Genomic DNA, 22,724 nt, shown 5'->3' with positions numbered 1-22,724 from the left:
AAAGATCCTAGGGTGCCCGGCCCGTAACGAACTGGGTAATCGAGATGGTTCATCCTTTTGTCACCCTGTGTCAGCAGCCCGCAGCGCAGCACCCAGGGCCTCGAAGCCGAACTCACCCTCGTGCAGGGCCCCGTTGATGAAGAACGCCGGAGTGCCCGCGACCCCGCTGGCCCGCCCGCTGTCCATGTCACGCTCCACCCGTTCGTGGTGCGCGCGGGTCCCGCCCGTGTCCAGCAGGCCGAACTGGCCGGCGTACCGCGCCAGGTCGACGTCCTCGAGTCTGTCCTGGTGGGTGAGCAGCAGCGCGTGCATGCCCCAGAACGCTCCGGCGGCGGCTGCTGCCTCGGCCAGCAACGCGGCCGGCATCGCCCGGGGGTAGACGTCCACCAGCGGGAAGTGCCGGAAGGCGAAGCGCAGGGTGTCGCCGAAGTGCAGCTGGAGGCGCTCCACCACGCCGAACGCCTGGCCGGTGTCCGGGCAGGCGTAGTCGCCGTACTCCACGAGCGTGAGCGGCGCGCCGGGCCGTCCCTGGACGTGGTCCACGCCGGTGAGCTGGCGGCTGAGATGGGCGCTCATGCGGGGCATAGTGCCCATTCCGCACCGGATGACGCGTGCGGCCCTCAGGGATTCCCCTAAGGGCCGCACGGCCATCTGCGATCAGGCCAACCGGTCCGGCAGGCTGGCCGGTCCGGTCAGTCCAGCAGCTCCGTCACCGTGCCGGCACCGACGGTGCGGCTGCCCTCACGGATCGCGAAGCCGAGCCCGACGTCCATCGCGATCGGCTTGCCGAGCTCGACGGTCAGGTCGACCGTGTCACCGGGCATCACCATCGTGATGTCGCCGAGGTCCACCGACCCCATCACGTCCGTGGTACGGAAGTAGAACTGCGGCCGGTAGTTGGCGAAGAACGGCGTGTGCCGGCCGCCCTCCTTCGTCGTCAGCGCGTACACGTGGGCCTTGAACCGCCGGTGCGGCGCGACCGAGCCGGGCAGCGCGACGACCTGGCCCCGCTGCACCTCGCCCCGGCGGATGCCGCGCAGCAGCAGGGCCGCGTTGTCGCCCGCCTGGGCGGTGTCGAGCTGCCTGCCGAACGTCTCCATCCCGGTGACCACGCTGGACTGGGTGGGGCCCAGCCCGATCACCTCGATGGGCGTGTTGAGCACGAGCGTGCCGCGCTCGACCGACCCGGTGACGACGGTCCCGCGCCCGGTGATCGTGAGCACGCTCTCGATGGGCATCAGGAACGGCTCGCCGGTCACCCGCTCGGGCAGCGGCACGTGCTCGTCGACGGCGTCGAGCAGGTCGGCGATCGACTGCACCCAGGCCGGCTCGCCGGCGAGGGCTTTGAGCGCGGAGACCCGCACGACGGGAGTCCCGTCACCGGGAAACCCGTATTCGCTCAGCAGCTCCCGCACCTCGAGCTCGACCAGGTCCAGCAACTCGGGGTCGTCGACCGCGTCGGCCTTGTTCATGGCCACGACGAGATACGGGACCCCGATCCGGCGTGCCAGCAGCACGTGCTCGCGCGTCTGGGGCATGACCCCGTCCACGGCGCTGACGACGAGGATCGCCCCGTCCACCTGCGCCGCCCCGGTGATCATGTTCTTGACGTAGTCCGCGTGCCCGGGCATGTCGACGTGCGCGTAGTGCCGCGCCGCCGTCTCGTACTCGACGTGCGCGATGTTGATGGTGATGCCCCGGGTGATCTCCTCTGGCGCCCGGTCGATCCCCTCGAACGAGGTGTACCGGTTGACCGTCGGGTACCGCTCCGCGAGCACCTTGGTGATGGCGGCGGTCAGGGTCGTCTTGCCGTGGTCGACGTGACCCATCGTGCCGATGTTGAGATGAGGCTTGTTCCTCGTGAACGCCTGCTTGGCCATCTGAACTCCACAGTGGATTTGTGGCTGGATGCGCGGAACCCTCAGGCGAGCCGGGCCTTGGTCGTGGTGTGTGCACGGGCGGGCGTCCGGCTCGGCCGGCTCACCCTCCTCCGTAGGTTCCGCAGGATGCTGCGGGAGGAGGGTCAGCGTCGCAGGCCGGCCTCTAGCGCCGCGTCCAGCGCTGAAGGCGCCCAGGCGACCGCCGAGCCGGCCAGGTGGCCGTGCTCCAGAAGGGCGGTCATCGCGATCACGATGGGAAAGGTAGCGCGGCCCCGGAACCGCTGGCAACGCATTTACCAGTGACGTTGCCGACATACCCGCCGGGGGTATGTCGGCAAGCGTCTTCGGGATGAGCGACGGCGATCAGCGAGGCGGAAGGCGCAGCGCCATCGTCGGGGCGTCGGCCATCACCGAGTTGGGGGCGCTGCCCTTGGGAGCGTCCGCCGGCGGCCGGTCGGCGCGGCCCACCGTGATCTCCGGGTAGATCTCGACCTCGTCCCACTCGCCCAGCCCCTTGGGCTCGCCGCGGTTGAGCTCGATCTCCCGCGGCGCGGCCGTCGGGCCGGTGCGGGCCAGCACCGCGGCGCCGTTCGTGCTCACGTCGGTGACCAGCAGCATGCCGTCGCGCAGTTCGAAGCGCAGATGGTTGCGGCTCACCCGGCGGCTCGACTCCTCGTCCAGCCAGTTGCCGATCGTCACGCCGTTCGGGTCCTCGGGGGCACGGCCGACCACGACCGGGCGCACGACGCTCACCGGAAACCGGGTGCGGACCCCGCCGTTGATGCGCACCGCGAGCATCGTGGCCATCGGGCGCGGGCCGGCGTCGAGCAGGCGGTCGCCGTGCCGCGGGCAGATCGGGGCACCGTTGGGCAGCGCGGGCGGGGCCTGGCCGGCACCGGCGGCCGGCGGGCGGCCGAGCACCGGGCAGTCGGGTGAGGGACACCGCCAGTACCGCGCGAGCACCGGATGCGGCCGCGACGACGCGCCGACCACGGGGGCCAGCGTGAGCGCCATGCCGCCCGGGGCGCTGGTCGTGAGGTACACCAGGCCGGGGTGCCCGGGCAGCGGCGAGCGAGTGATCACCGGGACGCCGGTGAGGTGCGCGACCTCGCGGACCCGGGCGTTGACGCGGGCACCCGGGGGCAGCATCTCGATCAGCCCGTCGTCGGACCAGCGGCGCAGGACCATGCGCTCGTTGGACGTGAAGTCGGTGTCGGACATCGCGCCACGCTCGGCGATCGCGTAGAGGCCGGTGTCGCCGTCGCCGAGCCTGCGGCTCAGGGCGTCGACGAACTGGCCGAGGCGCAGCAACGCGGCCGGGCGGCCGCCGTCGAGATCGACGCTGCGCGCCGCCTCAACCAGGTCGATGACGCCACCCACGGCAAGGGGGTCAACCGTCAGTCGCCGTTCGATCGCGTCCAGTGCTCGGCTCGTTTCGAATCGCACCGGAACATTCTGCATCAGTTCCGGCCGTGTGCCGCAAAGCCGCCGCCGACCACCTTTGCGGTCGACGGCGGGCCTTACGTCGCGCCCTCGGCGGACCTCGGGGGGGAGGCTGGGAAGCCACCGGGCGCGGTACACACGACGGGGGCACGGGGGGTTGCCTTATGCGTCGTGCGTATCCATCAGCTGACTGTTGGTAATGAAGGTAGATCATTGCTGGAAAGATCAACAGCGATGAACGCCTGAATGAACACAGCTTCACCCGCCGCGCACCCTGGCGACCTCCGCGAGGCGATGCGCGTCGATGCCGCCGTTCGACGGCGAAAGGCGGCCGGTGGGCGTCAACCAGACATGTGGCCGATGGCCTGATCCTTGAGTATGCACCCAGCTCTTGAGCCGAAGCGTGCCGGGGTACCCGGGAATGCCGCCGAACAGCCCCGCGAATCGGGCACAGGAGTTCCGGGGTGCGAACCCCCGGCAGCACCCGCGCAGGCGCCACAGGAAACCGCAACCAGAACGCCAGGAGCGCTCAGCGGGACCGGGGTGGGCCCCGGCAGCGCCGCGCCAAGCGAGGAATCAACCCGGCGTGCCCCACGCCGAAGGCGCCACAGGAAACCGCAACCAGGACACCAGGAGCGCTCAGCGCGACAAAATGCCCGCGAAGCGGGCACGGGGCAGCGGGTGCGAACCCCGGCAGCGCCGCGCGAAGCGCGCGCCAGGCCAGGAACAGCGCAGCGCAACCAAAAGTGCCCGCGCAGCGGACATGGGGGGCTCCGGGGCGCGACCCCCGGCAGCGCCGCGCCAAGCTCGCGCCAGGCCAGAAACAGCGCAGCGCAACCAAAAGTGCCCGCGAAGCGGGCATGGGGGGCTCCGGGGTGGGAACCCCCCGGCAGCGCCCGCGCGAAGCGCGCGCCAGGCTAGAAACAGCGCGCCAGGCTAGAAGCAGCGCGCCAGGCTAGAAACAGCGCGCCAGGCTAGGAACAGTCCCCCTCAGCTCTGCGCCGCCAGCTCCCGCGCGCGGTCGCGGGCGGCCTCGAGGGCGGCCAGCAGCGCGGCGCGCACGCCGTGGTTCTCCAGCTCGCGAATGGCGTTGATGGTGGTGCCAGCCGGCGACGTCACCGCCTCGCGCAGCTTGACCGGGTGCTCGCCGGACTCGCGCAGCATCACCGCCGAGCCGATCGCGGTCTGCACGATGAGGTCGTGCGCCACCTGGCGGGGCAGGCCGAGCAGGATGCCGGCATCGGTCATCGCCTCGACCAGGAAGTAGAAGTACGCCGGGCCGGAGCCCGACAGCGCGGTCACCGCGTCCTGCTGCGACTCGGGCACGCGGATCGTGCGGCCCAGTGGCCGAAACATCTCCTCGGCCAGAGAGAGGTGCTCGGCGGTGGCGTGCGAGCCGGCCGAGATGGCCGTCATCGCCTCGTCGACCAGCGCCGGCGTGTTGGTCATCACCCGCACGACCGGGGTGCCCTCGGGCAGGTGCTTGGCGAAGAAGGAGGTCGGCAGGCCGGCGCACAGCGACACGACGAGCTTGCCCTCGGGCATCTTGGGGCCGATGTCGGCGAGCAGGGTGCCGGCGTCCTGCGGCTTCACCGCGACCGTAACCACGTCGGCCTCCAGCAGCGCGGTCTCGTTGTCGACGACCCGGATGCCGTACCGCCGGGTCAGCTCCTCGGCCCGCTCCGGTCGCCGGGCGGTGGCGATGAGCCGGTCGGGCGACCAGCCGGCCCGCAGCAGGCCGGACAGCAGGACCTCGCCGAGCTTGCCGGCGCCGAGGACCGCGATGGTGTGCAACGGGACTCCCCATGAGCGGCCCGGGACCGCCAAAAGGCGGCCCCAGGCGTACGACATATGGAATGGATCAGGAACCGAAGAAGACCTCGGCCTCGGTGTAGCGCTCGACCGGGACGGTCTTGAGCTCGCGGGTCGCGTCGGCGAGCGGGACGCGCACGATGTCGGTGCCGCGCAGCGCGACCATCTTGCCGAAGTCGCCCTCGTGCACGGAGTCGATCGCGTGCAGGCCGAAGCGGGTGGCGAGGACCCGGTCGAACGCGGTCGGCGTGCCGCCGCGCTGGATGTGGCCGAGCACGACGGTGCGGGCCTCCTTGCCGGTCTTGGCCTCCAGCTGCTCGGCGAGCCACTGGCCGATGCCGCCGAGGCGGACGTGACCGAACGCGTCGAGCTCCTGGTTGTGCAGCACCATCTGGCCGTCGAGCGGCTGGGCGCCCTCGGCGACGACGACGATCGGGCTGTACTGCGTCTGGAACCGCTTCTCGACGTAACCGGCGACCTGCTCGACATCGAACTGCCGCTCGGGCAGGAGGATCACGTTGGCGCCACCGGCGAGGCCGGCGTGCAGGGCGATCCAGCCCGCGTGGCGGCCCATGACCTCGACCACGAGGGTGCGGTGGTGCGACTCGGCGGTCGTGTGCAGCCGGTCGATCGCCTCCATGGCGATGTTGACGGCGGTGTCGAAGCCGAACGTGTAGTCGGTCGCCCCGAGGTCGTTGTCGATCGTCTTCGGCACGCCGACGACGTTGACGCCCAGGTCGGTCAGCTTGCTGGCGACACCGAGAGTGTCCTCGCCGCCGATCGCGATGAGCGCGTCGACGCCCAGGTCGGCCAGGTTCGACTTGATCTTCTCGACGCCACCGTCGATCTTGAACGGGTTGGTGCGGGACGACCCGAGGATCGTGCCGCCGCGCGGAAGAATGCCGCGGACCTGGGCGATGCCCAGCTCGCGGGTGATGCCCTCGAGGGGACCGCGCCAACCGTCACGGAAGCCCACGAACTCGTGGCCGTAGGTGGAGATCCCCTTGCGGACCACGGCACGGATGACCGCGTTGAGGCCGGGGCAGTCGCCACCCCCGGTCAGTACGCCGATACGCATGCTTGATCTTGCCTTCCTGGTTGCGTGCTCGACCGGACGATGGGCATGGTCGAGCCGGAGATACCCGCTGGCGACGCTGCCGATTCACAGCGCACTGTAGTCGCTCTGGCTGAACGCTCAGAAGTCGTCCCCGCGAATGCCGAACTTCTTCGCCGATTCGTGCTCCTGCGCGAGGCGCCGCAGCGCGGCCAGCAGCGAGTCGCCCAGGATCGAGCCGACCATCGCCGCATACAGCATCCCCTCGGCGTCCCGGGCCCGCCCGACGAAGTCGAGATCGTGGCCGGCGACGGTCTCCGCGACGTCGGCGTATTGCTCCAGGAGCACCCCGACGTCGGCCCCGAGCTGCTCGAACGCGGCGATCACCTCGGCCGCGGCCTGCCGGGCGGGCGCGTCTCGGCCGACCAGCCAGCCGCGCTCGCCGACGAGCTTGTCGATGCGCACCCGGGCGGTCCGAGCGGCCTCGGGATCGATGGAGTCCTTGCCGCCGGCCGCCGAGGGCAGCGCCCGGCCGAGCACCTGATGCACATCCGGGTCGGACTGATCGAGGGCGGCCAGCAGCTGACGGATGGCGGCGATCGGCAGCCGGCCGATGTCCAGCAGGACCCGCACCAGCCGCAGCCGCTGGACGTGACCATCGTCATACCTGGCCTGGTTCGGGCTGGTCAGCTCGCCCGCCGGGAGCAGCCCCTCGCGCAGGTAGTACTTGATCGTCGGCACGGACACGCCGGTCCGCCGGCTCAGTTCCGCGATGCGCATGAGGCTCCCTCCGACCTTGTTATGGATAGTTTAGCTTACCAATAGCAGACAGCTCCGCTATCCATGGGCGCCGACATCGAACACTCCCCCGCCACGGCCCGGCCGGTCGAGGCGTTCGAGGGCACGGTCAGCCGTGCATCACGCGCCAGCGGGCCAGGTTGTGACGGGCGTCCACCAAGGCGTCGTGGCGCCCCTCGGCCACCGGCAGCGGCGGGCGGCCGGTGTCGTCCCACAGCTGGCGCAGATCCTTCGTGAACCGCGGGATCTCGCGCGGCAGCGTCGGCATCGAGCCCCACAGCTGCGCCAGGGCGACGTGGTCGTACGCGGCGTACCACGCCCACAGCTCCAGCTCATCCGCCTCCCCGCCGCGCAACGGCTCGGTGAGGAAGTCCAGCAGCTCCGCGCGGATCCGCTCGCGCGAGCGCCAGGCCTTGTCGGCCGGGGACGGGAGCTTGTCAAGAACGTTGCGGCGCACCCAGGGGACCGCCCGCGAGCCGTCGAACTCGGTCGACACCGCGTAGTACTCGCGCCCTCGCTCGTCGACCACGCCGATCGAGACCAGGTCGATCAGCCTGCCGTCCTCGATGAACTCGCAGTCGTAGAAGTACCGATACGCCACCACCGCACCCATCCTGCCCCATGGGCGAACGGTGATCACAGCGAGGCGCGGGGCACCGCCGTGGCGGGCCGGACGGGCGGCCTCGAATCCGGACCCGCGCCGCAGCGGCAGCCATTCCTTGACGAATTGGCCGCCGTTGATCTCGACCCGGCACGCGCCGCGTCCTACCGGAATGCACGCGCCGGGATTGCACTGCCGGCTTCCGCGCGTCATGCGCCGTCACGCTGCGCGGCACCGGACGAATCGACGAACCCGCGACCGGACCCGGGTGCTCGCACCACCCAGGGCCGGTCGCGACCATGCCATGCCCCCCGCCCCCCAGCGGTTCGCGTGGTGGCACTAGCCTGCCTGCGGACTCATGAGGGCGCTGTCGGTGAGCCGATGCGGGGGATGTACAGACTCCGACACGCACGTCATGATCTGGTAGAAGTTCCGTACTGTCCTCGCGATCACCTAACGTGATCACGAGTCCGATCAACGCTGAACCGGGAGGAGTTTGACCGTGGAGGGTCGACTGCCAGATCCCGGCGACGCACTGACCGGTGTGGAAATGTTCAGTGGTCTGGAGCCCGATGTCCGTCAACGGGTCATCCAGGCGGCGGTGCCACGGACATACCGCAAAGGCCAGCTGCTGTTCGTCGAAAACGATCCGGGCGAGTCGCTCATCGTGCTCAAGCGCGGTGCTGTGATGGTGTTCCGGACCGCGCCGACCGGCGAGCGCGCGGTCCTCTCCGTCGTCCGGCCGCCCGACGTGCTCGGCGAGGTCTCGCTGCTCGACGGCGCGGCCCGCTCGGCCTCGGCGGAGGCGATCGAGGACTGCCAGGCCCTGGCACTGTCCCGGCACGCGTTCATCGAGCTGGTCCACGCCAACCCTCGGATCCTCGACGCGGTCATGCGCTCGCTGGGGCTGCTCATCCGGCGGCTCACCGAGCAGAACGCCGACCACGTCTTCCTCGACCTGCCGGGACGGGTCGCCAAGACGCTGGTGCGCCTGGCCGGCGAGACCACCGCGCCGATGGTCACCATCGAGCTCAACCAGAGCCAGCTCGCCGAGATGGCCGGCGGCTCGCGGCAGAGCGTCAACCAGGCGATCGGGTCGTTCGCCAGCCGCGGCTGGCTGCGCACCGAGGGCCGGCGGATCGTGGTGACCGACCTGAGCGCGCTGCGCCGCCGGGCCGGGATGACCGAACGCTGATGACCGAACGCTGAGCCTCGCTGCCCTTTCAGCCGGGGAGACAGGGAAAACAGGCAGGAAAGCAAGACTGGACGGCCGGGGTGCCGGGTGCCATTTCGGACACCTGGTCGCCCCGGCCGCCGACGTGTGAGGATGGGTTCTCACAGGGCAAGGGAGTGTCGGCGATTTCCAGTCAGTGCGCACGCTGCGGCCGCCAGGCGGGCGAGGGTGACCGTTTCTGCGGCGGTTGCGGCGCCGAGCTGAGCCCGCCGTGCCCGACCTGTGGACGCACACTCGCGCCCGATGCCGTGTTCTGCACCGGCTGCGGCACGCCGCGGGCCGACACGACCGCGGCGCGCAACCTGACCCGCGCCGAGCGCGCCACCGTCCGGGCCCCGGTGCCGGCGGCGCGCAGCGAGGACCGGCGGCGCATCAGCGTGCTGTTCGTGGACCTGATCGACTTCACGCCGTATGTCGAGCGCGCCGATCCCGAGCTCGTCCGCGAGCTGCAGAAGAGCTTCTTCTCCACCGCCCGCGAGGTCATCGGGCAATACGGCGGGGTCGTCGAGAAGTACATCGGCGACGCGGTCATGGCGCTGTTCGGCGCGCCGGTGGCCACCGAGACCGACGCGGTGCGCTGTGTGCGGGCGGGGCTCGAGCTGCAGCGGGTGCTCGCGCGATACGCCAGCACCGGCGAGGGCGAGCGCGAGCTGCGCTTCCGCGTCGGTGTCGCGACCGGCGAGGCCCTCGTGGACGTGGCCGCGGCCCGCGACGGCGGTCAGGCCATCGTCGCCGGCGACGTGGTCAACACCGCGTCCCGGCTGCAGTCGCTGGCCCCGCCCGGCGGGGTCCTGGTGTGCGGCAGCACCTATGCGCTGACCAAGTCCTCGATCCGCTGCGAGGCACAGCCGCCGGCGACGCTGCGCGGGCGCTCCACGCCGACCGAGGTGTGGCTGGCGCTGGCCCCGCTGCGGCGCAACCACCCCGACCGCGAGGCGGGCTCGACCCCGCTGGTCAACCGCACCCACGAGCTGAGCCTGCTCGTCAACGCGCTGTACCGGGGGCTGCGCGAGCGCACCCCGCAGCTCGTCACCGTGCTCGGCCACGCCGGCATCGGCAAGAGCCGGCTGGTGCACGAGCTGTTCCTGCACGCCGAGCGACTCTTCGACGCGCCGGTGGCGTGGCGGACCGGGCGCTGCCCGCCGTTCGGGGAGAACGTCACGTACGCCGCGCTGGCCGACATCGTCAAGGCGCAGTCCGGCATCCTGGATACCGACACCGCCGAGACCACACGGGAGCGGCTCGGCACGGCGCTCGCCGCGATCGTCGGGCCCTCGGAGGCCGAGCGGCTCGCCGAGGCGCTCAGCCCGCTCGTGGGCCTGCCCGGGCCGAAGCTCACCCCGGACGAGACCGAGTCGGCGTGGCGGCGCTTCGTGGTGGCGCTCGCCACCCACCGCCCCACCGTCCTGGTCTTCGAGGATCTGCACTGGGCCGACGAGTCGATGGTCCGGTTCGTGGAGCGGCTCGGCGCCTCGGTGCGCGACGTGCCGCTGCTGCTGCTGTGCACGGCGCGCCCAGAGCTGCTGGAGCGCAACCCGAGCTGGGCCGGTGCCGTGGCGGGCGCGGTCTCGATCACGCTGCCGCCGCTGCGCGACACGGAGATCGCCACGATGTACGCCCACCTGCTGGGCGCGGCGACGTTCCCGTCACAGTCGCTGAGCTCCCTGGTCGAGCTCGCCGACGGCAACCCGCTCTACGCGCTCGAGTACACCCGGATGCTCGCCGAGCAGGGCAACCTGCCCGCCACCGACGCCTTCGGGCGCAAGCTGCCGATGCCGGACAGCGTGCACGCGGTCATCGCCAACCGGGTCGACCTGCTCGACGCCGCCGACCGGGCCGTGCTGCAGGCCGCCGCGGTCGTCGGCATGAACTTCTGGCCGGGTGCGGTCGGTGCCGCCATGAGCCGGCCCGCCGACGGCATCGAGCGCTCCCTGCGCCGGCTCGAGCAGCGCGACCTCATCCACGAGCAGGCCGCCTCCACGATGGAGGGCCAGACGGAGTACCGCTTCGGCCACGTCCTGGTGCGCGACGTGTGCTACCAGCGCCTGCCTCGCACCGAGCGGGTCGCGCGCCACGAGCTGACCGCCCAGTGGCTGGACAACGTCGCCGCCGACCGGGACACCGACCTGGCGGAGGTCGTCGCCAACCACCGGTTCACGGCATACGAGATCGCCCGCTCCCTCGGCCTGGACGCCGCGCGCTACAGCGTCCCGGCGCGCGACGCGATGCACCGCGCGGCCCGCCGCGCCTACGCGCTGCACGCCCTGGAGGCGGCCGCCGCGCACGTCGGCAAGGCGCGGGCCCTGTGCGACGAGGACACCGACGCGCTGGAGCGGCTGCGCATCGAGCAGCTCGGCACGGAGATCGCGTTCTACGCCAACCCGGAGTCGTTCCTGGGCACCGGTGGTGCCGACCGGCTGGTCGGGCTGGCCGAGCGCCTCTACGCGGCCGGTGACCAGGCCGCCGCGGCGCGCGCGTGGACGGTCCGGGGCCAGGCCGCGTGGCTGCGCGCCGACCGGCTCGACGCGCTGTCCTGCCTCGACCGGGCGGTGGAGCTCTTCGACGAGCTGCCGGACGGGCCGCAGAAGGCCGACGCGTACGCCGAGCTCGGCCGCCTGCACATGCTGAACTTCGAGGTCGAGCCCGCGGTCGCGGCGGCCAGCGCGGCCGCGGAGATCGCCGACCGGCTGGGCCTGATCGAGGTGGCCACCGGTGCACGGATCACGATCGGCACCGCGCTGTTCCAGGCCGGCGACCGCTCGGGCCTGGTGGAGCTGCAGTCCGCGCTGGAGGTCAGCCGCGAGCGGCGGCTGCTGTCGGAGCATCGGGCGCTGCGCAACTGCTCGTGGGCGCTGCTGGAGGACGGCGACTGGACCGCGTCGGCGGCCCTGCTGAACGACAGCCGCAACGCGGTGCCCGGCAGCCACACGCTCGCGACCGGCTACTCCGACGTCGCGCAGTCGGCCTACTTCACCGGGGACTGGCCGGCGTACGTCGCCGCGGCCGAGGCGGCCATGGCCGAGCCCGGCGCCGAGTGGGACCTGCAGGTCCGCGGGGTGCGCGCCTGGATCCGCACGCTGCGCGGCGAGGCCCTCGACGGCGGCGGGGACGACGTGGAGGAACTCGTCGCCGCCGGCCGGCGCAGCGGCTTCTACCGCCTGCAGTGGGTCGCGCTGGGCCACGGCGCCCTGTGCCGGGCCCTGCAGGGGCGCGACCGCGACGCCGAGACGCTCATCGTGGAGCTGGCCAAGACGTGGCGGGAGGTCCGCGCGATCGCCAGCGGCGAGTGGATCGACGCGACCGCGCACGCGGCCGTGCTCTCCGGCCGGGTCGCGATGATGGCGGTCCGGGACATGCTCGCCGACGTGCCGCACCGCACCCCGTGGGTGGAGGCGGCGCTGCGCACGATCACCGGGGCGATCGCGTTCATCGACGGCGACCTCGCGCGAGCGGCGGACATGCACCTGGCCGCGGCCGAGATCTACGGCGAGATCCCGAACAACTCGGCGCGCATCCTGTCGGTCACGTGGGCCGTGCAGGCGCTGGGCCGCGGCGGTGACGACCGGGTCGAGCCGTGGCGGGCCGAGCTGGTCGCGTTCGCGGAGCAGGCGGGCACGCCCCGCCTGCTCAAGCTGGCATCGGAGCCGGCAGAGGTCAGGCCGCCACAGGCTGTGACGGGGTCGTAGGCTGCTCGGCGTTCTTGACCTTCTGGGCGTACATGTCGATGTACTCGCGCCCGGAGAGCGTCATGAGCTCATACATGATCTCGTCGGTGACCGCGCGCTCGATGAACCGGTCCCCCGTCATCCCGGCATACCGGGAGAAGGTGAGCGCGGGGCCAAACCTGATGTGCACCCGCTTGAGGTTCGGCAGCCTCTGCCCGATGGGCTGGATCTTGTCCATGTTCATCATGGCGACGGGAACGACGGGCGCGCCGGACTCGAGCGCGAGGCGGGCCACGCCGGTCTTGCCGCGGTACAGCCGCCCGTCGGGCGACCGGGTGCCCTCCGGGTAGATGCCGAAGATGCCGCCCTCCCGCAGGATCTTGAGGCCCACCTCGAGCGCCGCCCGGGCCGCCTTGCCGCCGGAGCGGTCGATGGGGACCTGGCCGGTGCCGGCGAAGAACAACTTGGTGAGCCGGCCCTTGATCCCCTTTCCGGTGAAATACTCGGCTTTGGCCGGGAAGGTGACGCGACGCTTGACGCTCAGCGGCATGAAGATCGAGTCGGCGAACGAGAGGTGGTTGCTGGCGATGATCACCGGCCCCTCGGCCGGGATGTACTCAGCCCCCTCCACCTTCGGGCGGAAGACCAGCTTCAGCAAAGGTCCGAGGACGATGTACTTGAGGAGCCAGTAGAGCACCGGCCGTCCTTTCGCCAGTCGCGCGACAATCGGTGATGACCGTCGCAAAGAGCCTACGAAGCAGTACGGCACACCACAACGCACTCCCGGAACGACGGCCGGGCATGTCAGGATTTCGGTCAGCGGTTTTTTCGCGGCGCACCGGACGCCGCGATGGCGGCCGCGGGGAGGGGCGAGCTGTGCCAGGGGGTGGGGCGCGGCGCGGCCGGCGGGACAACGGCCTGGTGGCGCAGGAGTACGCGGTGGTGGGCGACGTCGACCCGCGGGTCGGTGAGCATCTGCTGGAGATGCTGGCCGAGGGCGGCATCGCGGCGTACCTGCAGCCCGCCTCCGATCTGCATCCGCTGACCCGCACCACGACGCTGCCGGCCCGGCCGACCGACCGGCTCTACGCCGACCGGGAGCACCTGGCCACCGCGCGGGACTACTACGCGCAGCTCACGTCCCTGCCCGAGCAGCACACCCCGGCCGTCGGCACGCCGCTGCCGGCCCCGGTGGAGAGCAAGACCCCGGCCGCGCAGTCCGACGAGGACGCCTTCGCCGCGATCGTGGCCGGTTTCCACACCACCGTCGACCCGACCGCCGCGGTGCCGTGGCCGGCCGCCGAGAACGTGGACTCCTCCAGCACCGCCGCGGCGGACATGGACACCGAGCCGGCGCCGCGCGCGCCGCTGCGCCGGCCCTCCGAGGCGGTCGACCGGTCGCTGCTGGACAGCCTTGACACCTTCGGCAACGACCTGCCGGACGACGAGGAGACCGAGGAGGGGTACACGCCGCCTCCCCCGCCGCCGCTGCCGCGGATCGCGCCGGTCACGATCGCGGCAATCCTGGCCCTGGCCGCCGGGCTCGTCCTGCTGTTCTGGCCGGACGTGCTGCCGCTGGGCGCGCAGGCCACACTGTTCCTGGGCTTCGCGGGCGTGCTCGCCGGCTTCGTGACCCTCGTGCTGCGGCTACGCCCCGGCGACGAGGAAGACGACGACCCCGACAACGGCGCCCGCGTCTGACCCGTCGCGGAGCTAGGACGACACCTTCTCGAGCCAGTCGGCGATGGCGTCGATCGGCTCCTGCCAGCGGGCGTCGAGCATCAGGTCGTGCCCCATGCCGGGGAACAGCAGCGGCGAGCCGCCGTAGCGCCGCGCCACCCACTCCAGCGCCGAGCCGGACACCACCCGGTCGTGCGGGCTGCCCACCACGAGCACCGGCGGCGAGCCGACCGGCGCCTCCGGCTGGCGGCGGCGGATCAGCTGCCGCTGGGCGCCGCTCGGGACCCGCTGGAGGCGCTGGGTGTACGCCTGGGCCTGGTTGCCCGGCAGCGCCCGGCTGAACAGCTGCTCCCGGCGCAGGGACACCCGGCCGCCGAACAGCCCCGGCAGGGTGCCCGCCGGGTTGCGCCCCAGCAGGCCGAACGCGGTGCCGACGCCGCCGAAGACGGGGGCGAGCAGCACGCCCGCCCGCACCGGGTAGCGGGCCATCGCCATCGCCACCACCAGCGCGCCCGCGCCGTGCCCGACGAGCACCGCCTGCCGCGGCAGGGACGCCGCCACCTGGGTGACGTCGTGGACGTAGTCGCGCAGCCGGGCCTGCGGATCCGGGCCGCTGCCGCCGTGGCCGCGCAGGCTCATCGTGTACGCCGGGAAGCCGCGCTCCGCCGTGTGCTCCAGCCAGTGCTGCGCGAACGCCCAGGCGCCGTGGCCGTACCCGGGCACGAACAGCACCGGGGACGCGGTGCCGGCGTCCCCCGAGGGCTGCGCGTCGAGCACCTCGCGGCGCACCGGATTCGGCGGATCGGCCCACTCGCCGGAACGCATCACCCGCGTGGTCAACGGACCGCCTCCAGCTCGTGCAGGGTCTTCTCCAGCTCACGCAGGTACACGACGTGGCTCACCTCGAACCAGTGGCGGGTCGAGTCGGTGACCTTCCGGGAAGAGTAGCGGCGGTCGCCCTCGGCCCGCAGCCGCGCCCAGATCTCCTGTGCCCGGTTCGGCGACGCGTCGAGCACCCGCAGCCACTGCGCGATGAGCACGGTCTGCCAGTGCGACAGCGTGAACAGCGCCGAGTCGGGCTGCAGCAGGCCCGCCACCGCGAGCGTCGGGTGCGTGCGGGACAGCATCTGCAGGGCCAGCCGCGGCCGCCCCGCGGCGTCGGTGGACAGCAGCTCCGGGGCGAGGAACTCGAACTTCGGCAGATATCCGGTGGCCAGCACCACGAGGTCGGGGTCGATCACCCGGCCGTCGGCCAGCGCCACCCCGTGCGCCTCGAAGTGCTTCACATCCGGTACGGCGGTGATGTCGCCGTGCCCGAGGTAGTACGGCAACTGGCTGTTGATCAGCGGGTGCATCTCCAGGATGCCGTGCTCCGGCTTCGGCAGCCCGAACCGGGTCAGGTCCCCCACCGTCATGTTGATCGTGCGGTGCAGCAGCCATTGGCGCACCCGCACCGGCAGCCGCATCGCCAGGATCTTGTCGTTGACCTGGTCGGCCGGGCGGCCGAGGGCGAACTTCGGCGCGTACCAGTACCCGCGGCGGGTCGAGTGCCAGCACTTGGCCGCCTGCTGGGCCGCCTCGACGGCGATGTCGCAGCCGGAGTTGCCCGCCCCGACGACGAGCACGCGGCGCCCGCGCAGCTGGGCGGCGTCCTTGTACTGGCTGGCGTGGATGACCTTGCCGCGGTACTCCGCCAGGCCCTCGTACTCGGGCATCTTCGGCGACCAGTTGTGTCCGTTGGCGGCGACCACGGCCGCGTAGCGCATGGTGCGCGGCGCCCCGCCCCGCGACCCCTTGACCGTCACGTCCCACCGCGGCAGCGCGCCGTCGGCGCCCTCGGCCGGCTCGACCCGGGCCACCTCGGTGCCGAACCAGATGTGCTCCCGCAGCCCGAAGTGGTCCGCGTAGCGTTCGAAGTACGCCAGCATCTGCGAGTGGTGCGGATAGTCCGGCCAGTCGTCGGGCATCGGGAAGTCGGGGAACTGGGTGAAGGGCTTGGACGAGATCAGGTGCGTGCTGGCGTACACCGGACTGCGGTCGTGCCGCCAGTTCCACCCGCCGCCGACGCCGGTCTCCCGCTCGTAGCAGTCCACGCCGAACCCGGCCTCGCGCAGGTTCTTGATCGCCGTGAGCCCGGTCCCGCCGGCGCCGATGACGCAGACCGTGTCGCCGCGGTCGTACACCGGCTCGCCGTCCCGCCAGTGCGTCGCATTCCCGGCAAGATCGCCGAACTGGCCTTCAGTACTCACCGCGTCGTCTCCCCACTCCCCGGTGTACCCGGCGCAGATCTTCTCCGCGAAAGCCGCATTTGTCCAGTCGACCCCTTGCCTGAACCGGACCGGAATGATCACCCAAGGGCTGTTTCCATGATCAGCCGGGGTCGATGCCGACCCGTGGAGCGAACGTGCTGTTCCTTGTGCATTTTTGCTCCGTGATCACGGCGAACCTGAAGGTTGAAGCTCAAGCTAGGCGTCCAGCTCCAGGTCGGCGACGATCGGGAAGTGGTCGCTCGCGGCGCGGGTCTGCGGGGTGTCGATCACGTCGTACTGCAGGACGGTGAAGCGCCGGTCGACGAAGATCGCGTCCAGGCGATCGCGGGCCGCCGTCGCCGGGAAGGTCGGGCGCTCGTCGGGGCCCGCCGCGTCGGTGAGGCCGTCGGCGATCATGCGCCAGGCGGCGCCGCCGGAGTTCTCGTTCAGGTCGCCGGCGAAGAGCAGGGGCTCGGCCACCTCGTCCATGTGCTGCTTGAGCAGGGCCGCCTGGGCCGGACGCTCGGCCGCGTCGGTGGACAGGTGCGAGCCCGCCGCCACGAACGTGGACCGGCCGACGCGGCACCGCACGAAGGCGGCGCCGCGCATGTGCCGGCCGGGGGTCAGCGGGTAGCGCACATTCCACTCGGCGAACGCGTGCACCCGCAGGTTGGTGAGGATCAGGTTGCCCAGCGCCGGCAGCCCGCCCCCGCCGATGACGAGCTCGAAGCCGCGGGCGAGGTCCGCGGACTTCTGCCGCCACCGGAAGCGCCGGGGCGCCTCCTGCAGGATCGCCAGGTCGGGCGCGGCCTCCCGGACGGCCGACGCGAGCGCGCGCCGGTCGTCCTTGAGCCCGTGCAGGTTGTACGAGAGCACCCTGATCTTCGTCATTCGCCAACCCTCATGTCCGTGCCAGGTCCGCCGCTCCGACGACGCCCGCCAGGTTGCCCATCAGCGCCGGGCGCACCTCGGCCACCGGCAGCCGGCCGCGCTTGGCGAGCTGCTCCTCGTAGCTGGCCCGGGCGGGCTTGAGCAGCAGGTCACCGGCGTCGATCACGCCGCCGCCGACCACGATGACCTGCGGGTCGAGCGTCTGCACGAGGTCCGCGAACGCGACGCCGAGCCAGTGTCCGATCTGCTCGAAGGCGCCGATCGCAACCGGGTCGCCGAGCCGGGCCGCCTCGGTGACCGCCGGGCCCTTGATCGCGTCCGGGTCGCCGCCGGCCATCCGCAGGAGGCGCTCGGCGGCCTCGGGCCGGGCACGGGCGTCCGCGCGGGCGAAGCGGACCAGGGCGTTGCCGCTGGCGTACTGCTCCAGGCAGCCGTGCCGGCCGCAGCCGCACGGGTGGCCGTCCGGCACCATCGTCGTGTGGCCGAGCTCCCCGGCGACGCCGTGCGCACCGCGGATGAGCCGGCCGCCGATGATGATCCCGCCGCCGATGCCGGTGCCCACGGTGTACAGCACCATCGAGTCGTCGGCGTCGTGCGCCGCACCGAAGCCGAACTCGGCCCAGGCCGCCACGTTGCCGTCGTTCTCCACGACGACGGGCAGCCCGACGGCCTGCTGGATCCTGTCGCGCAGCGGCTCGTCGCGCCAGGCCAGGTTGGGCGCGAACTGCACGATCGAGCGGGTCTCGTCGACCCATCCAGCTGCGCCGATACCGATGGCCTGCACCTCGTACGCGGCCGTCAGCTCCTTGATCACCTCGATGATGCGGCCGGCGGTCTCGCCCGGGTCCTGCGCCGGTGTGTCCCGCCGCGTCTGGACGAGCACGTCGCCCGCGGAGTCGACGACACCGCCGAGCACCTTGGTACCGCCGATGTCGACGCCGATGGTCAGCCCCACTGCGGCAAGCTCCTCTCGTACCGGCTTACGCCTTGTCTGGGGTCAATCCGTTGCGACGTCGCTGTCGGTGGTTGACGTTTCCTGGGTGGCCGAGCGCCACACGTCCGGCTCCTCGCCGGGGCCGGGGCCTTCGGGGCGTCCACCCGGGGCTTTGAAATGCGGGGCCGCGCGCTCCCCGAACGCCCGCAGCACCGACGCGAGACCGGCGGCGAGGTCCCCGGCGCCGGTGGCCAGCCGCTCGGCGACGTCTGGGTCGGGCTCACGGGCGGCGGCGATCGCCTTGCACAGCGGGCACACGCAGCACTCGGCCGACCCGGTGGCGAAGCCGGCGGTGCTGCGCGCGGCCGTCGACATGGCGGCGAGCGCCGCGGCGACCAGGCGCTCCGCCTCCTCGCGGGGGTCTCTCATGGCCCGGCCTCGACCCGGCGCTTGAGCTCCTTGAGCGCATTGTCCATGATCATCTTTTCGGCCTTGCGTTTGAACATGCCGAGCATGCCGATCGCCAGCTCCACGGACAGCGAATAGGTCACCGTGGAAGTCCCGTCGGGGTTGGCGGTAATGTCATAGCTGCCGTCCTGCTGCTTCTGCATCTTCGACGGTGCCACGAGGCTCCACTCGATGCGACCCAGGTCTTCGGCGTACTCATACTGCAACGTGTATTGATCGGACACCGGGCCCGAATCGAGGACGAAGCGGACCTGACTGGCGTATCCGTCCTCGTATTCCTCGACCACCTCGACCGACTTCACGGCCGCGACCCACTCCGGGTAGCGGATGAAGTCGGCGATGACCGCGGCGACCCGTTCCGGGGGCGCGTCAATGACGATCGACTGCGTCGAAGTGTCGGCCATGCGTGGCAGGCTACCTCTGTCGCCACGGCCGCGGAGCGTCGGCTCGCCGCCTGGCGGGCGCTCGCCGGGCCCGGTATGCATACGGGTAGGTTCCCGATATGGAAACAGAGCCGAAATAAGGAGTCGGACGTGCGCGAGTTCTCCGTCCCTGCCGCGGTCGTCATCGCCGAGACAGCCACGCTGACCGACCCCGTCTGGGACAACGCCGCCGTCGCCCCTGGCGCGGTGCAGTTCCAGCGCCTGGTGGACGACGCGTGGCAGGACGTCACCTGCGCACAGTTCCTCGACCAGGTCGTGGCGCTGGCCCGGGGTCTGCTGGCGGCCGGCATCGAGCCGGGCGAGCGGGTGGCGCTGATGAGCAAGACCCGCTACGAGTGGACCCTCATCGACTACGCGATCTGGACCTGCGGCGCGGTGACCGTGCCGATCTACGAGACGTCCAGCCCCGAGCAGGTGGCGTGGATCCTGCAGGACTCCGGCGCGGTGGCCTGCTTCGTGGAGAGCGACGCGCACCGCGACGCCGTGGCGCAGATGCGCGGCCACGCCCCGGAGCTCGTGCACGTGTGGCAGATCGACGGGGCCCGCGGCGCGGTCGAGGAGCTCGCCGCCGACGGCGCCGGGGTGCCCCGCGAGGACGTGGACCGGCGGCGCACCGCGACGAAGGCGGACGACCTCGCCACGATCATCTACACCAGCGGTACCACCGGCCGCCCCAAAGGCTGCATGATCACGCACCGCAACATGCTCTCGGACATCGTCAACGCCGTCCCGGAGCTGCGCTCGCTGTTCAACGAGGGCGCCCGCACCCTGCTCTTCCTGCCCCTGGCGCACTCCTTCGCCCGGCTCATCCAGATCGGCGTGGTCCAGGCGCGGGCCACACTCGGGCACACGGCCGACACGAAAAACCTGGCCGACCTGCTGAAAAGCTTCCGGCCGACGTTCGTACTCTCCGTGCCGCGCGTGTTCGAGAAGGTCTACAACACCGCCAAGCAGCGCGCGCAGGCCGACGGCAAGGGCGCGATCTTCGACCGGGCCGAGCGCGTGGCGATCGACTACAGCGCGTCGCCGTCGCCCGGCCTGATGCTCAAGGCGCAGCACGCGTTGTTCAACCGGCTGGTGTACAGCAAGCTCCGCGCCGCGCTCGGCGGGCAGTGCACCCACGCGATCTCCGGCGGCGCCCCGCTCGGCGAGCGCCTGGCGCACTTCTACCGCGGCATCGGCGTGACCATCTACGAGGGGTACGGGCTGACCGAGACCTCCCCGGCCACCAACGCCAACCGTGACACCGGCGTGAGGATCGGCACCGTCGGCCGGCCGCTGCCCGGCGTCACGATCCGCATCGACGAGGACGGCGAGATCCTGGTCCAGGGCGACATCGTGTTCCAGGGGTACTGGAACAACCCCGAGGCCACCGCCGAGGCGATCGACGCCGACGGCTGGTTCCACACCGGCGACCTCGGCGAGCTCGACGACGACGGCTTCCTGCGTATCACCGGCCGCAAGAAGGAGATCATCGTCACCGCCAACGGCAAGAACGTGGCCCCGGCCGTGCTGGAGGACCGGGTCCGGGCGCACGCGCTGGTCAGCCAGTGCATGGTCATCGGCGATCGGGAGCCGTTCATCGCCGCGCTGGTCACCATCGACCCCGACGCCCTGCCGACCTGGAAGCGCAACAACGGCAAGCCCGAGGACGCCGGCGTCGAGGACCTCGTCGCCGACGAGCAGCTGCGCGCGGAGCTCCAGAAGGCGATCGACGAGGCCAACCAGGCGGTGTCGAAGGCCGAGGCGATCAAGGTCTTCCGCATCCTGCCGCGCGACTTCACCGAGGCGACCGGGGAGCTGACCCCGTCGTTGAAGGTGAAGCGGAACGTCGTGATGAAGGAGTACGCGGGCGACATCGCCGCGATCTACGAACGCTGACGAAGTGAAGGAATCGCTGTTGACGGACCTGCCGGACACGCCCGCGCACCCCGCGGGCCCCGACGACCGTTCTCCGACCGCCCCGACCCCGGGCACGCTCCCGCAACAGTCCGTGGTCGCCGTGCGCGCCATCATGCTCGCCCTCGTCGCGGTGTTGCTGCTCAGCGACGGCGTGCGCGGCGCCGAGCTGACCTGGCTCGCACTGCTGGTCGCCGCCGCGGTCATCGCGACGGCCGCGCCCCAGGGGCACCAGGTGGCCCGGCTGGGTCGCACCGCCGAGGTGCTGATCACCGCCTTCGCCGCCTCGACGCTCAACGGGGACGCCAGGGCCCTGCTGGTGTACCTCCCGGTGCCGATCGTCGCCGCCGCGCTCGGCGAGGGGCGCCGGATCGCCGGCGCGTACCTGGCCACCTCGGCGGCACTGCTGGTCGCCGGCGGGGCGGTCGCGGGCCGGCTCGACGAGCGGGAGTACCTGACCGCGGGCGTCGAGTGGCTGGTGATCGCCGGCGTCGCCGCGTTCACGGCCACGATCCTGCAGCGGATCCTGCTGGCCCGCCGCCCCGACGACGCCCCGCAGCCCTACGCCGAGGCGACCCGGCTGCTCACCCAGCTGCGCAGCGTGGCCCGCCAGCTGCCCGGCGCGACGCTCGACCCGGGCGGGCTCGCCGAGCACCTGCTCGACGAGGTCCGCGCGATGGTCCCCGCCACCCGCGGCGCCGTGCTGTCCGGCAGCGGCGGCGGCCGGCTCGTGGTGCTGGCCCAGGCCGGCGTCGAGCGGCTGGACTGGGAGACCGCGCTGGACACCGAGAGCGCCGTCGCCGACGCCTGGGCGACGCAGCAGCCGGTCGTCTCCGGCCGCTCCCAGGCCCGCTCGGTGACCGGCGGGCAGAGCATCTCCTCGATGGTGGTGCCGCTGATCGCCGGCGTGCGCACCGTCGGGCTGATCGTGCTGGAGAGCGACGGCGCCGGGGCATATCCGCCGTCGCTGGTCGTCAAGGTCCAGTCGGTCACCAGCGCGGCCGCGCTGCGCCTGGAGGCCGCGCTGCTCTTCGACGAGGTGCGCTCCCTGGCCACCACCGAGGAGCGGCAGCGGCTGGCCCGCGAGATCCACGACGGCGTCGCCCAGGAGCTCGTCATGGTCGGCTACGGCATCGACAACGCCGTCGCCGCGCTGCCCGACGCGGAGGCCGCCGAGGAGGAGCTGCGGATCCTGCGGGCCGAGGTCACCCGGGTCATCACCGAGCTACGGCTGTCGCTGTTCGAGCTGCGCAGCGAGGTCGACCGGTACGGCGGGCTGACCGCCGCGATCGCCGACTACGCGCGCACCGTCGGCGCCTCGGCGGGCCTTCGCGTCCACCTGTCGCTCGACGAGACCACCGCCCGGCTGCCCGCCGCCGTCGAGGCGGAATTGCTGCGCATCGCCCAGGAAGCCATCACGAACGCCCGCAAGCATGCCGGTGCGGAGAATCTTTGGGTAACGTGCGCGGTCGATCCACCCTTCGCACAGGTGGAAATCTCCGACGATGGCAGCGGCATCGGTGAGAACCGCCCTGATGGACGCTATGGTCTTGCGATCATGGCCGAGAGGGCGGAGCGTATCCGGGGCCGGTTGGAGATCACACCACGTGTGCCGAATGGGACCACAGTGGCGGTTGTGCTCGGAACCGCACCGCGTGCGCGGTAGCGTGAAG

The 22,724-nt window shown here is 71.8% G+C and carries 19 protein-coding genes; 5 read left to right on the top strand and 14 right to left on the bottom strand.

The features are described 5' to 3' along the window. Nucleotides 1–60: 60 nt before the first annotated feature. The 7 genes from ABT297_RS22125 to ABT297_RS22095 all read right to left on the bottom strand — a co-directional run bounded on the left by ABT297_RS22125 (nucleotide 61) and on the right by ABT297_RS22095 (nucleotide 7,588). On the bottom strand, nucleotides 61–576 hold the full coding sequence (locus ABT297_RS22125; protein ID WP_350552593.1) for a DsbA family protein: 516 nt from the start codon (nucleotides 574–576) through the stop codon (nucleotides 61–63). Nucleotides 577–692: 116 nt separating this feature from the next. After that, nucleotides 693–1,880: an elongation factor Tu gene (gene tuf, locus ABT297_RS22120; protein WP_350552591.1), complete on the bottom strand. Its 1,188-nt coding sequence runs from the start codon at nucleotides 1,878–1,880 to the stop codon at nucleotides 693–695. 363 nt (nucleotides 1,881–2,243) lie between these two features. Continuing rightward, a complete protein-coding gene (locus ABT297_RS22115; RefSeq protein WP_350552589.1) occupies nucleotides 2,244–3,326 on the bottom strand; it encodes an FHA domain-containing protein in 1,083 nt (360 codons plus the stop codon). A gap of 987 nt (nucleotides 3,327–4,313) precedes the next feature. Beyond that, nucleotides 4,314–5,174, bottom strand: a complete 861-nt coding sequence (proC, locus tag ABT297_RS22110) for a pyrroline-5-carboxylate reductase (RefSeq protein WP_350552586.1) — start codon at nucleotides 5,172–5,174, stop codon at nucleotides 4,314–4,316. 10 nt (nucleotides 5,175–5,184) lie between these two features. Continuing rightward, on the bottom strand, nucleotides 5,185–6,213 hold the full coding sequence (locus tag ABT297_RS22105; protein ID WP_350552583.1) for a 6-phosphofructokinase: 1,029 nt from the start codon (nucleotides 6,211–6,213) through the stop codon (nucleotides 5,185–5,187). Nucleotides 6,214–6,330: 117 nt separating this feature from the next. After that, nucleotides 6,331–6,969 carry a MerR family transcriptional regulator gene (locus ABT297_RS22100; RefSeq protein ID WP_350552580.1) on the bottom strand — a complete coding sequence of 213 codons (639 nt, stop codon included), beginning with the start codon at nucleotides 6,967–6,969 and terminating at the stop codon, nucleotides 6,331–6,333. A 127-nt stretch (nucleotides 6,970–7,096) separates the two neighbouring features. Further along, on the bottom strand, nucleotides 7,097–7,588 hold the full coding sequence (locus ABT297_RS22095; RefSeq protein WP_350552634.1) for a polyadenylate-specific 3'-exoribonuclease AS: 492 nt from the start codon (nucleotides 7,586–7,588) through the stop codon (nucleotides 7,097–7,099). A gap of 502 nt (nucleotides 7,589–8,090) precedes the next feature. Here ABT297_RS22095 and ABT297_RS22090 point away from each other — a divergent pair. Together ABT297_RS22090 and ABT297_RS22085 are read left to right on the top strand one after the other, a co-directional pair. Further along, nucleotides 8,091–8,783, top strand: a complete 693-nt coding sequence (locus ABT297_RS22090) for a Crp/Fnr family transcriptional regulator (RefSeq protein WP_350552577.1) — start codon at nucleotides 8,091–8,093, stop codon at nucleotides 8,781–8,783. A 155-nt stretch (nucleotides 8,784–8,938) separates the two neighbouring features. Further along, entirely contained in the window at nucleotides 8,939–12,508 is a 3,570-nt protein-coding gene (locus ABT297_RS22085; protein ID WP_350552574.1) for an AAA family ATPase, read from the top strand. Here the strand turns inward: ABT297_RS22085 and ABT297_RS22080 are convergent. Beyond that, nucleotides 12,477–13,184 carry a lysophospholipid acyltransferase family protein gene (locus tag ABT297_RS22080; protein WP_350552571.1) on the bottom strand — a complete coding sequence of 236 codons (708 nt, stop codon included), beginning with the start codon at nucleotides 13,182–13,184 and terminating at the stop codon, nucleotides 12,477–12,479. The genes ABT297_RS22085 and ABT297_RS22080 overlap by 32 nt on opposite strands. 179 nt (nucleotides 13,185–13,363) lie before the next feature. Here ABT297_RS22080 and ABT297_RS22075 point away from each other — a divergent pair, with 179 nt between their 5' ends. Further along, nucleotides 13,364–14,188, top strand: coding sequence for a DUF308 domain-containing protein (locus ABT297_RS22075; RefSeq protein ID WP_350552568.1), 825 nt, complete (start codon nucleotides 13,364–13,366; stop codon nucleotides 14,186–14,188). Nucleotides 14,189–14,200: 12 nt separating this feature from the next. Here ABT297_RS22075 and ABT297_RS22070 read toward each other — a convergent pair whose 3' ends face one another. The 6 genes from ABT297_RS22070 to ABT297_RS22045 all read right to left on the bottom strand — a co-directional run bounded on the left by ABT297_RS22070 (nucleotide 14,201) and on the right by ABT297_RS22045 (nucleotide 19,113). After that, entirely contained in the window at nucleotides 14,201–14,992 is a 792-nt protein-coding gene (locus ABT297_RS22070) for an alpha/beta hydrolase (RefSeq protein WP_350552631.1), read from the bottom strand. An 11-nt stretch (nucleotides 14,993–15,003) separates the two neighbouring features. Beyond that, a complete protein-coding gene (locus tag ABT297_RS22065; RefSeq protein ID WP_350552565.1) occupies nucleotides 15,004–16,416 on the bottom strand; it encodes a flavin-containing monooxygenase in 1,413 nt (470 codons plus the stop codon). 216 nt (nucleotides 16,417–16,632) lie between these two features. Next, nucleotides 16,633–17,307, bottom strand: a complete 675-nt coding sequence (locus ABT297_RS22060) for an endonuclease/exonuclease/phosphatase family protein (protein WP_350552563.1) — start codon at nucleotides 17,305–17,307, stop codon at nucleotides 16,633–16,635. A gap of 10 nt (nucleotides 17,308–17,317) precedes the next feature. Continuing rightward, nucleotides 17,318–18,262 carry an ROK family glucokinase gene (locus ABT297_RS22055; protein WP_350552560.1) on the bottom strand — a complete coding sequence of 315 codons (945 nt, stop codon included), beginning with the start codon at nucleotides 18,260–18,262 and terminating at the stop codon, nucleotides 17,318–17,320. A gap of 42 nt (nucleotides 18,263–18,304) precedes the next feature. After that, nucleotides 18,305–18,670 (bottom strand): hypothetical protein, encoded by a 366-nt coding sequence (locus tag ABT297_RS43185; protein ID WP_502885623.1) that lies wholly within the window; start codon nucleotides 18,668–18,670, stop codon nucleotides 18,305–18,307. Continuing rightward, complete coding sequence (locus tag ABT297_RS22045; RefSeq protein ID WP_350552557.1) at nucleotides 18,667–19,113, bottom strand: SRPBCC family protein; 447 nt, start codon at nucleotides 19,111–19,113, stop codon at nucleotides 18,667–18,669. The genes ABT297_RS43185 and ABT297_RS22045 overlap by 4 nt, the downstream gene beginning before the upstream one ends. Nucleotides 19,114–19,242: 129 nt before the next feature. On the opposite strand from ABT297_RS22045, the gene ABT297_RS22040 reads away from it, so the two are divergent. Both ABT297_RS22040 and ABT297_RS22035 read left to right on the top strand, forming a co-directional pair. Beyond that, the gene (locus tag ABT297_RS22040) at nucleotides 19,243–21,033 is read left to right on the top strand and encodes an AMP-dependent synthetase/ligase (protein WP_350552554.1); all 1,791 of its coding nucleotides are present in this window, start codon (nucleotides 19,243–19,245) and stop codon (nucleotides 21,031–21,033) included. A 133-nt stretch (nucleotides 21,034–21,166) separates the two neighbouring features. Beyond that, entirely contained in the window at nucleotides 21,167–22,717 is a 1,551-nt protein-coding gene (locus ABT297_RS22035) for a sensor histidine kinase (protein ID WP_350552628.1), read from the top strand. Nucleotides 22,718–22,724: the final 7 nt, after the last annotated feature.

Origin of the sequence: Dactylosporangium sp. NPDC000555 (genome assembly GCF_040300025.1) — a bacterium.
Taxonomy (GTDB): domain Bacteria; phylum Actinomycetota; class Actinomycetes; order Mycobacteriales; family Micromonosporaceae; genus Dactylosporangium.
The sequence above is the reverse complement of the archived record's forward strand: the minus strand, read 5'-3'. Positions and strand labels throughout refer to the sequence as shown.

Excerpts from the sequence above, each read along its gene's own strand:
- ABT297_RS22125 (WP_350552593.1), bottom strand. The coding sequence starts at position 576 with ATGAGCGCCCATCTCAGCCGCCAGCTCACCGGCGTGGACCACGTCCAG.
- tuf (WP_350552591.1), bottom strand. The coding sequence starts at position 1,880 with ATGGCCAAGCAGGCGTTCACGAGGAACAAGCCTCATCTCAACATCGGC.
- proC (WP_350552586.1), bottom strand. The coding sequence starts at position 5,174 with ATGTCGTACGCCTGGGGCCGCCTTTTGGCGGTCCCGGGCCGCTCATGG.
- ABT297_RS22105 (WP_350552583.1), bottom strand. The coding sequence starts at position 6,213 with ATGCGTATCGGCGTACTGACCGGGGGTGGCGACTGCCCCGGCCTCAAC.
- ABT297_RS22100 (WP_350552580.1), bottom strand. The coding sequence starts at position 6,969 with ATGCGCATCGCGGAACTGAGCCGGCGGACCGGCGTGTCCGTGCCGACG.
- ABT297_RS22070 (WP_350552631.1), bottom strand. The coding sequence starts at position 14,992 with ATGCGTTCCGGCGAGTGGGCCGATCCGCCGAATCCGGTGCGCCGCGAG.
- ABT297_RS22060 (WP_350552563.1), bottom strand. The coding sequence starts at position 17,307 with ATGACGAAGATCAGGGTGCTCTCGTACAACCTGCACGGGCTCAAGGAC.
- ABT297_RS43185 (WP_502885623.1), bottom strand. The coding sequence starts at position 18,670 with ATGAGAGACCCCCGCGAGGAGGCGGAGCGCCTGGTCGCCGCGGCGCTC.
- ABT297_RS22045 (WP_350552557.1), bottom strand. The coding sequence starts at position 19,113 with ATGGCCGACACTTCGACGCAGTCGATCGTCATTGACGCGCCCCCGGAA.
- ABT297_RS22035 (WP_350552628.1), top strand. The coding sequence starts at position 21,167 with ATGCTCGCCCTCGTCGCGGTGTTGCTGCTCAGCGACGGCGTGCGCGGC.